Raw genomic sequence first — 11,218 nt, forward strand, 5'->3', positions numbered from 1 at the left:
TACTCCTGACTGTCGCTCCCTGTTTGTCCCTCGAAAATCATGATCGTCAGCGTCAGTCGGTGTGTGAATTCAGTCGGACATGATCGCAAATGCCGGTTACGTTGCCGAACTCCAGGATCAGCGTGTGTACCGTGTTGGTGTAGGTGTCGTGCAGATGAAACTTGAAACGATGCTGTTTTTCCCCTTGAAGGTAGGCGTCGTATTCGCGCACAAGTTCCCGGACGTCGCCGCCCTCATTGCGGGTCCAGGTCGCGTTAAACGGCCCCAAGACAGCCCCACCGGCCAGACAGATGGTCACCTCGTGATTGGTCAGTCTGGTATCCTGGCCACTCATGGTCACTCTCCCCTTTTGCTTTTGTCGTGTTACGGGTTAAGTGTAGCCGCTGCCGGCCGGCATGCACTTGCCAACCATACGGAAGATCTCGTTTTTTCCGAACATAAAGCCTCCTCCCGCCGCGTATTGAATCCGATCATGCAATGTAGACAATGAATAAACGAAGACGTGCAGTCACGAACGGTTGCCGTTAACCTGCACACTGCCATCCTCTAGCCCTACCGATGGTTGTTTATGAGCGAGGAAGTCATGACCGATGCACCGCTGATACGAGTCCGTGCCATGACGGCCGTGCCGGACGTTATCCGCGAGCTGGGCGCCGACCCGGAACCTTTCCTTGCCGGTTTTCATCTGCGCGAAGAGATGATCGACGACCCCAAACAAATGATGCCCTACCTCAACCTGATCCAGATGATGGAGCAGGCGGCCGAGGAGTTTGGCTGCCCGGACTTTGGTCTGAGGGTCGGTCTCAAACAGGGCATGACCGTACTTGGCCCCATCGCCGTGATTGCCCAGAACTCGTCCACAGTCGAAGAAGCCCTGAACCATGTTATCCAGTACATCGGTTACCACAGTCCGGCCGTCCTCCTGCGCTTACAGCCCCAGGAAGAGACCAAGGCGCGTAGTCTGCAGTTCGATATTGCGCTGACCGAGGGGCAGCAACGGGCACAGACCGTCGAGATGAGCCTGGTGCTGGCGATCCAGGTGCTCAGGGTCCTGATCGGGAGGGATTTCGTCCCTCGCCACGTGCGCTTTCGCCATAAACTCATCAGCCCCACGGCCCGCTACCGGACCATTTTCGCCGGTCCGGTCAGCTTCGGGGAACCGGTCAATGCCATTGCCATCGCCAATATCGATCTCACCCGCCCCATCCGGCAGAGCGACCCAGCACTGCTCAACGCCATGGAGGAGTTTGTCCGGCAGAAGCTGGCCCAGCAACGATCCACGCTCCGGGAGAACGTCCGATCCCTGGTCATCTCGCTTCTGCCTCTGGAACGGCGCTGCACCATCACCCTGATTGCTCGCCACCTGGCGGTCAGCGAACGCACGCTGCAACGCCGGCTCAAGAAGGAAGACATCGTATTCGAAGAACTGGTGGACGATGTTCGCAGGGAGCTGGCCGAAGACTACCTGCGGGAACGGAGTATGAGCATGAACCAGGTTGCAGGCCTGCTGGGTTACGGTCAGCAGAGCTCGTTCAATCGTGCCTGCTCGCGATGGTTTGGGCAGTCACCGAAGGTGATTCGTGCGCAGTTGCTGGCGTCTCACTGAGTACTGACTCGCCCCGCCCAGAACCCTGCCTTTATTTTGCCCTTGGTACAATTTACGAGAAAAATGTCGTGAAAAGCTAAAACCAAGCGTGTCGCCATGAGCCAACATGGAAACTGAACGTTAATAACAAAACGACAACCACCAACAGGAGCGAACCTATGCTTCCCGTGACTGTTCAGGACAATGATACTCTTCTGACAATCAACTCCAACGACGCCCCCGTCTACAAAGATATCCTGGTGCCAGGGCTGGATGTTCAGCCGCTGTATCTGGATCCGACCAAGGGCATCTGGGCACTGCGCGTGTTCTTCCACCCGGGCGTAAAACTGCCAACCCACTACCACACCGGTACGGTGCATTTCTGGACCCTGTCCGGCCGCTGGAACTATGTGGAGCATCCGGACCAGCCGCAGACCGCCGGAAGCTACTTGTTTGAACCGGGCGGCAGCATCCATACGTTTAACGTCCCGGAGGACAACAAAGAAGTTACTGAAACCGTGATGATCATCGAAGGTGCCAATGTGAACTTCGATGAGAACGGCGAGTACCACAGTATTCTGGACGCCAGCTCCATTATGGCCATGATTGAGGCCTGCATTCAGGAGCGCGGACTGGACCCATCCATGTACATCACCACGCCGATGGCAAATCACGCTGATAAGATTTCCCGCTAGGCAAGAAAAGCCCGAGAGGGGCGGCCGCCCCTCTCCGACCAACTTGCCAGCGACCCTCAAATTCTGATTGCATGGCACCGACAATGGAGCCCTCAGGCGATGGGCAGACACCCGCTTGACTCAGAGGGCGAAAACAAAACTGGCTGCTAAATTGGAGAAACAAGCACAATGCAACAACAACCCTGGCTCCAGCACTACCCAGATAATGTCCCCCATACCATCAACCCTGACGAATTCAGTTCCGTGCAGGCGCTGTTCAAACAGGCGGTGGAAAAATTCCCCGATCACATTGCACTTGAGTGCTTTGGCCTCACGCTGACCTACCAGCAGCTGGATGCAGTTTCAGACACGCTTGCCGCAGCGATGCAGAAAGAGCTCGGCATCGCCAAGGGCGACCGTGTTGCGGTGATGCTGCCAAACCTGTTCGCCTACCCGATTTCGTTACTGGCGATCCTCAAAACCGGTGCTATCCAGGTCAACGTGAATCCCCTTTACACGCCAAGGGAACTGGAACACCAGCTCAACGACTCCGGCGCAGAACATATCATCATATACACCGGGTCTACGCCGGCCCTGGCCGATATCCGCGACAAGACTTCGATTCGCAACGTAATCACCGTTGGCCCCGGGGATGGTTCCGGTCACGACATCCCTGCGCCGCCCGTGGCGGAGAATCTGGGTGAGCACGTCGCGCTGACCGAGTTACTGGCTCGCCACGATGGCGAAAAGCCCGATATCGTTGACCTCCACGGCGAGGACGTTCTCTTCCTGCAGTACACGGGCGGGACGACCGGCCCCTCCAAGGGCGCCACCCTGACCCACCGCAACCTGGTGGCCAACACGTTGCAGTTCAAAGCCTTCGTTCCGGATGCCAACGAACCCGGCAAGGAGTGCGTGGTGCTATCGCTGCCGATGTACCACATCTTCGGACTGATGATTTACGTGGCTTACGCGGCCATCGGGGCCAAGGCCGTTCTGATTCCGAATCCGCGCGACATGGATGCCTACATTGGCGCCATCAAGAATGTGGGTTTCTCGGTGATTGGCGGCGTGAACACCCTGTTTGCCGGCATGACCATGCATCCGGAATTCAAGGACGTCGATTTTTCCCGCTACAAGGTGGCCTTCGGCGGTGGTTCCAAGATTTTCCCGAGCACCTCCGAGCGCTGGCACGCGGTGACCGGCTCCCACATTATCGAAGGCTTTGGTCTGTCCGAGACGGCTCCGATCCTGACCCTGAACCTGATGAGCAACAACGAGTTCACCGGAACTGTGGGCTACCCGGTACCCTCCACCGACGTGAAAATCCTCGGCCCGGACGACCAACCGCTGCCTCCGGGCGAGCCCGGTGAGATTTGCGCCAAGGGCCCACAGGTCATGAAGGGGTATTGGAACCGGGAACAGGCAACCGCTGAGGTCTTCACACCGGACGGATACTTCCGCACCGGCGACGTCGCAGTGATGCACGAGGACGGCAAATTCGAGATCGTCGATCGCAAGAAAGACATGCTCATCGTGTCGGGCTTCAACGTCTACCCGAACGAAGTGGAAGGCGTGGTATGCGAGATGGACAGTGTCGCTGAAGCCGCCGTGGTTGGCGCTCCTGATGAGAAAACCGGGGAACGGGTCAAGCTCTTCGTCTCACCGTCCGGTAAGGGCGAGTTGGACGAAGACGCCATTATCGAGCACTGCCGGGCTAACCTGGCGGCCTACAAGGTACCCAAGGAAGTGGTCGTGTTGGACGAAATCCCCAAGTCCAACGTTGGCAAGATCCTGCGCCGGAACCTGCGCTGATCCTCACACAAAAATACGGGGCCCCAATGCTGTTCATTGGAGGCCCCAACATTTCTTAAAAAATTAAGAATCCACTGCTATGACAGAAACATCTGTGCCGAAAGGCAAAGACGGACAAACCCCTGAACTACCAAAAAAAGTTTTCATCACCGGCGCCAACGGCTTCATTGGCCGCAAACTCTATGACCGCTATAAAGGGCTGGGTTGCGAGGTTGCGGGAATGGACCTGCATTCGGACGAATCCCGCAATGTGGTGCCCGGTGACCTGACCGAACCTGACACCTGGCAGGATCACGCTCAGGGCTGCGACCTGTTCATCAATACCGCCGCCATGGTTTCGCTGGCAGCGGACTGGGACGACTACACTCGGGTATCCCTGGCCGGTGTTCGCAATGCCCTGGATGTCGCCATCCGCGGTGGTGCCAAGCGCTTCGTTCATTTCTCGTCGATTGCCGCCATGGGTTATGACTACCCGCCTGGAGCCGATGAAACCGCGCCTGTGGTTATTGGCGAGCAATACCGCTATGGCGTAGCAAAGGGAGCGTCCGAACACGCGGTACTGACGGCTCATGCCGCCGGGGAAATCGACTGCACCATCATCCGCCCTGGGGATGTCTACGGTCCAGGCTCGCGCCCATGGCTGCTGGAGCCTCTCAGAATGGCCAAGGCCGCGCAACTGATCCTGCCAGATCAGGGCAAAGGCATCCATACCCCGGTCTACATTGATGACCTGGTGGATGGCACGGTACTGGCGGCCGGGTTACCCGCCGGCAGTGGGCGTATCTTTATCCTGTGGGGCGACGAGCCCATCACCTGCCGGGAGTTCTTCTCCAACCACTGGGCCTGGGCCGGTCGCAAAGGCGCACCACCCAGTCTTCCGCTGGCAGCGGCTTTGAAACTGACGTCCAGCATCTGGTGGGTGAACAAGAAGTTCAACCGCAAAGATGAAGTGACGCCGGATACCATGCTGATGTTCTCCCGCAAGGGAGGCTACACCATGACAAACGCCCGCAAGCACCTGGGATTCGAGCCCAAGGTAAAACTGCAAGAAGGCCTCAAGCGCTCGGAAGCATGGCTCAGAGAAATCGGCGAACTTCAGTAAATCAACAAAACAACTGGCGCGCACGATTACGTGGTAGCCGTGTGGCCAGACCGGAAAACATACAGGAGACCGACCATGCGCGGAGCCGTCGTAGAAAACAGTAAATTAAAAGTTGCGGAGGTACCGGAGCCCACCCCGAAAGAAAACGAACTGCTGGTCAAGTCCATGGTGTGCGGCATCTGCGGCACAGACCTGCACTGCGTCCACCACGCCAATGACATGGCCGAAGCCACACGCCAGATCATTGGCCAGCCACTGGTGGACATCAGCCAGCCCATATCCCTGGGCCACGAATTTGTCGGTGAAGTTCTGGAGAGCAATGCCCCCGGGACCTCCTTCAAACCCGGCGACCGGGTAGTGTCCCTGCCGTTCCTGATGCGCGAAGAGGGCATGGCGTTTATTGGCTCTGGCACGCCCAATCTGCCCGGCGGTTTTTCAGAGCGCCTGCTACTGGACAGCCGGCTGACCATGAAAGTGCCGAACGGCCTGGACCCGGATATTGCCTCCCTGACCGAGCCCATGGCGGTCGCCCTGCACGCAGTGAATCGAGGCGAACCCACCCAGAACCACGTTCCCCTGGTTATCGGCTGCGGCCCTATTGGCCTGGCGGTGATTGCCGTACTGAAGATGAAGAACATCGGCCCGATTGTGGCGTCGGACTTCTCTGCAGCGCGGCGGGAACTGGCCAAGCAAGTGGGTGCCGATGTGGTAGTCAACCCGGCTGAACAATCACCCTATGAGAGCTGGCAAGAAGCGGCCAAAGCCAGTTCCGCCGACCAGGCGGGACCATTCTCGCCCCTGTTCGGCGGCGCAGACCTGCGGCCGTCACTGATTTTCGAATGCGTTGGCATTCCTGGTCTGATCCAGAACGTCTGTGCCGGTGCGCCCTACGGTGCAAGAGTGGTGGTTGTGGGATTGTGCATGGAGCCAGACAACATGGTGCCGGCCTTCCCGATCCTGAAGGAGCTGGATCTGCGCTTTGCCAGTTTCTACACACCGGAAGAGTTCGGTGCGACCCTGCATCATCTCGCCGAGGGCGAACTGGAAGCCAGCAGCCTGATCTCCGATACCGTAGGGCTGGATGACATTGAATCGGCCTTTGAACGGCTCGGAAAGCCTGAAAAGGACATCAAGATCCTGGTCAAACCCTCGGAATAACCCTGCCTGCCGGCTCCCGCCCCCCGGGAGCCGGCCTACTCCTACTGGTGCGCAGACACCAGCTTCCTGCCCAGACCGATCAATACCGCCCCGAAACCGTACATCATGATGCTGTAGATCACGGCGGGCACCGACATGTCGCTGGATTCCAGCAATGTCAGGGTCACCATCAGCGCGATCGTACCGTTCTTGATACCCAGCTCGATGGCCACCGCCAGGGACTCGCGCTGGGACAGCCCGGCAAGGCGGCTCAGTCCAAGCCCCACGATCAGGCCCGCCAGATTGAGCAGGAAAGCGGCAGGCCCAGCCTCGGAGATCAGCGTCGGCAAGCGCTCCCTGGCCCCCCAGAGAATCACCACGATCAAAGCCAGCAACACCACACCCCCAAAGATACTGACAATGCTCTCGGCTTTCTGGGCCGCTTGCGGTGCCCGGGTGCGGATGATCATCCCGAGGGCCACTGGCAGCAGGACGATCACCACCAGCATGGCAATGGTCTTACCTGCCGGGAGGGTAATGTCGGCACCCTCTCCCATGTAGGTCTGCAACGCAAAGTTGGTGAACAGCGGCAGGGTCAGGATGGTAATCAGGCTGGCCGAGACCGTCAGCAGTATCGACAGGGCGATATTGGCCCGGGCCAGCAGTGCAAACAGGTTGGAGGTAGTCCCGCCCGGACAGGCGGCAATAATCACCAACCCCACCGCCAGAGCCGGGGCCAGCCCCAACACCTGGGCAATGGCAAAAGCCGTCAGCGGCATCACGAGGATCTGGGCGGCAGTACCAACCAGAATGCTTTTCGGGTTGCGGGTAACCTGGCCAAAATCCCGAAGGGTCAGGGTCAGACCAATACCGACCATGATAATGAACAGGGAAACGGGCAAGCCAATCGAGATAAGTGGACTGGATTCCACGGGGGGTACTCCGGACATTGTTGTTTTTGATGCAGGCATCCAGCGCCGATGGTTTTAATAAATTTTTCGGGACAGGGCGAGGAACGGCCATGCTGCGTTGCCGGTCAGTCTAATGCAAAGACCGCCAACAAAATGTAAACATTTTTACAGTCTTTGGTGAATCGCGGGGCTAGCGGTTACTTTGATAACCAGCGAATGTGGAATACTGGTCAAGCTCCCGCAGACAGTCCTCCAGGAAATCATCCGGGTCACTCAGCACCGCCTCATCCGCCACGACGCCAAACTGCACCTGCCCGGCGTAACTGATGATACTCACCCCCAAGCCGATGCTGCCGGCCTGTGGCACCCAGAACATCTGTTCCCTGATCCGACAGCCGGCGATATAACGGGGTTCCGGCGTACCAGGCACATTGGACACCACCGCGCTGGCTTTGCGGTAGAACACCTCGGCAACAGGGTCGCGCCAGGGCTCCGGAATCACCGAGGCGCTGGCTGCCAGCCCCCACGCAATGCCCGGTTGCCAGCTTTTTTTCAGGCGCCGGGTTTCATGCTTGATCCGGAACAGCCGCTCCAGGGCGCTTTCACCATCCACCGGCAGCGGCACGAACACGGTGCCAAAATAATTCCCCAGCATGCCGGGTTCCGGCTGCAACTCCTCCGGCAAACGATCGCGAATATCCACCGGCACGGCTGCGTGCAGGGTGGCATCATCCAGTTCTTCCTCAGTCAGCCCCAGCCGGGAACGCACGGCAGCGGCCACGCAACTGAGCAACACATCGTTAATGGTGACATTGGTGGCCCTGGCCACCGACCGGAAGTGATCCAATGGCAAGGGCTCGGACCATCGGCAATGGCAACGGCCAAGCAGGTCGCGCCGCAGATCCGACGGGGTATCCTCCGCCTCTGCCAGGAACTCGCTGACTTCATGCACCAGCTTGAGCCCCTGCTGGGCGGTTCTTTCCAGCAAACGTGCGGCCTGCTGGTACTGACTTGTCTGCCCCGCTGCCCGGGCATCGACCTGTTCGCTGCATACCACTGTTTTCTCCCCGGCCACCAGCCGGTCCAACCAGGCTTTGGCGGCATCGGCCCAACGCCCCAACTCCGGTACTTCCGGCGCGCCATAAATGGCCGGGTGCTGAAGTGGTGAGGGAGGACACAGGCTGTTGAAGAGACCAAGCAGGGAGAGCCCATCGGCGTAACAGTGATGCATGCGCAGTAGCAGAACCGCGCCGCCCTCGGCCCTGGGGGCCAGCCAGAATTTCCAAAGGGGACGATACAGGGTCAGCGGCTGATTGAGCCGGGCGGAAACCCAGTCTTGCAGCTGATCCCGGGTAAAACGATCGATCACCACATCCAGGTGGTGTTTCAGGTCAAACACCGGGTCGGCTTCCCAGTGCCAGACCGATGAGCGCTTGACCGGCCGATAATAGAAGCGCTCCCAGGCCATCCAGTACACCCTGAGGAACTCTCGTAGTCGGGGGGCGGTCAAACCATCTACCCGCATCATGACGGTGATGGTCATCGGATTTTCAGGTCGTTCCAGGGCCAACCAGGCCGAATCGGCAGGCTGCATCAAATGCGAATGCTTGTGGCTCAAACCTGGAATTCCCCGGACAAGTGAAAGATAGCGAGTGCGTTACGGACACTGCATTGTGCCAGACGCCAGACATAGTACAACGGCTCCATAAGCTGCTGATGCACAAGCTTACAGAACGCTACACGTTAATAACCGTTAAATTCTTTACGGAAAACAGGCTACAGTGAGAAGGTAACCACTGCCGAAAAGAGTCATCGATTGGCTGGGGTGCAGCGTAAGTAAGGTTCCCAGCGTCAATAACAGTGTGACCGGTTCGGAGTACAACAGGGCCACCAGCAGGTTCCAACACCAATAACAGACCGACTCGCAGGCTGGACAGGAGCACTGATTATGAAAGCGAGCCATGTTCGCAAACTGATCAAGCCGATCGACAGCGCCTACTCGGAAATGTTTTCCGGCAAAGTTTTCCGCGTTGGCAAAGGGGCTGTGTCCGTCCGCAATCACAGCGGCCGGGCGGAACAGACAGTCATTGGCGTACATGGCTTCCTTGAAAACCACTGCTACTTCACCCAAGCCTACGAAGGTCCCACCACCGAACTGATCCTGCTGACCTGCAGCAATTACCATATACCGGTCAATGGCGTAACGCCGGAAAAACCGGACTGGTCGGTGCCCATCAAGCGACTGGAAGGCACCATCGAATACGATGCCGCCATTCTCAACCAGGCCCTGGCCAACCTGCCCTCCACCCGGAACATTCGCATCCACGGCCATTCCCGTGGCGGCGCGGTGATACTGGAAGCGATCAAACAGTGGCCGGAACTCTACGATGAGGTCGAGGTGGTGCTGGAAGCTCCGGTACTGCCGGAAGGCAAGCTGCACGCGCTGGTCACCACCCTGCTCGAACCCGTCAGTCATGGCATGTGGCCCTGGGTGGTTCGTTTGATCAACAGCGCACCCTCATCGGCTTATGGCCAGACCTTCTTCGGCAAGATGAACCCGCGCAAGAAACAGCTGCTCAGCAGCCTGTTCTCGGCCACCAAGGACCACCTGACCATCGTCCGCAACATTGAAAACATCATGGACTGGATGGCACGCACAGACACCAGTGTCTACAACCATGTACGTCATGGCACCTTCCTGATCCCCGCCGTAGACCGCATCCTGGACCGCAATGCCATGCTGGCCAGCGCCCGCAAGAGTCCCACCACCATGAGGATTGTGGAAACCGAAGCACCCAGTCACTTCATCACGCTGGACAGTAAGGACTGGATACCCGGCTTCGACACCCTGCCGGCCGCCAGTCAGGCATAAGGTGCCTCCGGCGCCCTGCTTCGTTACACTGGCGTCGTTTAAAAGGAAGGAAGTAACGGAGCAGAAGCACATGTATCGTCAGCGCCTTGTCGACACCGAGGTTTCATCGGATGGCGCCCGCCGTCTTCAGCGGCTGCTGATCGATTATCACGACTTCCGCCAGCACAAGAAGCAACACCCGTTGCTGGACGACACCTACCGCGTCACCGACTGGCAGGCCCAGCGCCTGAAAGCCACTCATCAGGACCTCTACGAACACCCGGGCTACCACATCGGCCTGGAATTTCTGCTGACCGACCTCTACGCCCCCACCTCCATGACTCAGCGGGATGACAACATCGACCGGGTGTTTCCCAAGATGGTGAAATGGCTACCGGAACGCCAGCTCGATACCCTCGCCGGTCTGGTGGAACTCAACCTTGTCACCCAGCAACTGGACCTGGAATTGACTGAGTACCTGACAGCCCACGACATGCTGGCAACTGACCTATCCGCAGAAGCGTATTGCGAGGCCTACCGCCTGAGCCGGCAACCGGAACTGAGGGAGCGCCAGATTGACCTGGTTGAAGACGTTGGCCTGCAGCTGGAACGCTATGTGCGCAATCGCACCCTCGGCTGGCTGCTCTCAATCGGCAAGACGCCTGCCGAGATGGCCGGTCTGGAGGACCTTCACAGTTTCCTGCATCGGGGATACAGCGCCTTTCGGCAGATGGACAACGTCGAAATCCTGATACGGCGACTGGTGAGGCGGGAAACCCGGGTGATGGAGAATATCCTGCAGGGTCACCCGGACCCGTTCACGCTACCGGGCGACCTGTGAGAGCAGAAGCCTGGTAAAGAATCAGACCTGAATAATCTGATCGAGCTGGGAGTTAATCTCCTGTTCGATCTTGTGCTTGAACGGTCGCAACAGCATGCCGAGTTCCAGGTGCACGTGCAGGTCCGACGGGCTGATGTTCAGGTGCCCTTTCACACCACTGCGCTTAAACTCCATCACATCGCCGTCCCACCGGTAATTGACGTCAAACTGCTGGGACAAATCCTGCGCCAGGGTTTCCGCCACTTCTCGGGCGTGTTCCCGATCCAGGGCGTGCGGACGATGAACATCGATAACGGACATAG

The 11,218-nt window shown here is 58.4% G+C and carries 11 protein-coding genes; 7 read left to right on the top strand and 4 right to left on the bottom strand.

Annotation, left to right across the window (positions count from 1 at the left end; genetic code table 11):
• Positions 1 to 52: 52 nt before the first annotated feature.
• Entirely contained in the window at positions 53 to 334 is a 282-nt protein-coding gene (locus K8I84_RS10000; protein WP_223794617.1) for a hypothetical protein, read from the bottom strand.
• A gap of 234 nt (positions 335 to 568) precedes the next feature.
• Between K8I84_RS10000 and K8I84_RS10005 the strand changes: the two genes are divergently transcribed.
• The 5 genes from K8I84_RS10005 (at position 569) to K8I84_RS10025 (ending at position 6,334) form a co-directional block, all read left to right on the top strand.
• Positions 569 to 1,606, top strand: a complete 1,038-nt coding sequence (locus K8I84_RS10005) for an AraC family transcriptional regulator (RefSeq protein WP_223794618.1) — start codon at positions 569 to 571, stop codon at positions 1,604 to 1,606.
• Positions 1,607 to 1,764: 158 nt separating this feature from the next.
• Positions 1,765 to 2,280, top strand: a complete 516-nt coding sequence (locus K8I84_RS10010; RefSeq protein WP_223794619.1) for a 2,4'-dihydroxyacetophenone dioxygenase family protein — start codon at positions 1,765 to 1,767, stop codon at positions 2,278 to 2,280.
• Positions 2,281 to 2,448: 168 nt separating this feature from the next.
• Complete coding sequence (locus tag K8I84_RS10015) at positions 2,449 to 4,074, top strand: AMP-binding protein (protein WP_223794620.1); 1,626 nt, start codon at positions 2,449 to 2,451, stop codon at positions 4,072 to 4,074.
• Between the two features lie 79 nt (positions 4,075 to 4,153).
• Positions 4,154 to 5,176 (top strand): NAD-dependent epimerase/dehydratase family protein, encoded by a 1,023-nt coding sequence (locus K8I84_RS10020; protein WP_223794621.1) that lies wholly within the window; start codon positions 4,154 to 4,156, stop codon positions 5,174 to 5,176.
• Between the two features lie 75 nt (positions 5,177 to 5,251).
• On the top strand, positions 5,252 to 6,334 hold the full coding sequence (locus K8I84_RS10025) for a zinc-binding dehydrogenase (protein ID WP_223794622.1): 1,083 nt from the start codon (positions 5,252 to 5,254) through the stop codon (positions 6,332 to 6,334).
• A gap of 41 nt (positions 6,335 to 6,375) precedes the next feature.
• Here K8I84_RS10025 and K8I84_RS10030 read toward each other — a convergent pair whose 3' ends face one another.
• Entirely contained in the window at positions 6,376 to 7,245 is an 870-nt protein-coding gene (locus K8I84_RS10030; protein ID WP_223794623.1) for a bile acid:sodium symporter family protein, read from the bottom strand.
• 169 nt (positions 7,246 to 7,414) lie between these two features.
• The gene (locus K8I84_RS10035) at positions 7,415 to 8,842 is read right to left on the bottom strand and encodes a WS/DGAT domain-containing protein (RefSeq protein ID WP_223794624.1); all 1,428 of its coding nucleotides are present in this window, start codon (positions 8,840 to 8,842) and stop codon (positions 7,415 to 7,417) included.
• A 330-nt stretch (positions 8,843 to 9,172) separates the two neighbouring features.
• On the opposite strand from K8I84_RS10035, the gene K8I84_RS10040 reads away from it, so the two are divergent.
• Together K8I84_RS10040 and K8I84_RS10045 are read left to right on the top strand one after the other, a co-directional pair.
• Positions 9,173 to 10,096, top strand: coding sequence for an alpha/beta hydrolase (locus K8I84_RS10040; RefSeq protein ID WP_223794625.1), 924 nt, complete (start codon positions 9,173 to 9,175; stop codon positions 10,094 to 10,096).
• Positions 10,097 to 10,166: 70 nt separating this feature from the next.
• On the top strand, positions 10,167 to 10,916 hold the full coding sequence (locus K8I84_RS10045; RefSeq protein ID WP_223794626.1) for an FFLEELY motif protein: 750 nt from the start codon (positions 10,167 to 10,169) through the stop codon (positions 10,914 to 10,916).
• A gap of 21 nt (positions 10,917 to 10,937) precedes the next feature.
• On the opposite strand, the gene K8I84_RS10050 is transcribed toward K8I84_RS10045, so the two are convergent.
• Positions 10,938 to 11,216 (bottom strand): polyhydroxyalkanoic acid system family protein, encoded by a 279-nt coding sequence (locus K8I84_RS10050; RefSeq protein WP_223794627.1) that lies wholly within the window; start codon positions 11,214 to 11,216, stop codon positions 10,938 to 10,940.
• Between the last annotated feature and the right edge of the window lie 2 nt (positions 11,217 to 11,218).

Origin of the sequence: Marinobacter sp. F4216 (assembly GCF_019931195.1) — a bacterium.
GTDB lineage: Bacteria > Pseudomonadota > Gammaproteobacteria > Pseudomonadales > Oleiphilaceae > Marinobacter > Marinobacter suaedae.

Excerpts from the sequence above, each read along its gene's own strand:
- K8I84_RS10000 (WP_223794617.1), bottom strand. The coding sequence starts at position 334 with ATGAGTGGCCAGGATACCAGACTGACCAATCACGAGGTGACCATCTGT.
- K8I84_RS10005 (WP_223794618.1), top strand. The coding sequence starts at position 569 with ATGAGCGAGGAAGTCATGACCGATGCACCGCTGATACGAGTCCGTGCC.
- K8I84_RS10010 (WP_223794619.1), top strand. The coding sequence starts at position 1,765 with ATGCTTCCCGTGACTGTTCAGGACAATGATACTCTTCTGACAATCAAC.
- K8I84_RS10015 (WP_223794620.1), top strand. The coding sequence starts at position 2,449 with ATGCAACAACAACCCTGGCTCCAGCACTACCCAGATAATGTCCCCCAT.
- K8I84_RS10020 (WP_223794621.1), top strand. The coding sequence starts at position 4,154 with ATGACAGAAACATCTGTGCCGAAAGGCAAAGACGGACAAACCCCTGAA.
- K8I84_RS10025 (WP_223794622.1), top strand. The coding sequence starts at position 5,252 with ATGCGCGGAGCCGTCGTAGAAAACAGTAAATTAAAAGTTGCGGAGGTA.
- K8I84_RS10040 (WP_223794625.1), top strand. The coding sequence starts at position 9,173 with ATGAAAGCGAGCCATGTTCGCAAACTGATCAAGCCGATCGACAGCGCC.
- K8I84_RS10045 (WP_223794626.1), top strand. The coding sequence starts at position 10,167 with ATGTATCGTCAGCGCCTTGTCGACACCGAGGTTTCATCGGATGGCGCC.
- K8I84_RS10050 (WP_223794627.1), bottom strand. The coding sequence starts at position 11,216 with ATGTCCGTTATCGATGTTCATCGTCCGCACGCCCTGGATCGGGAACAC.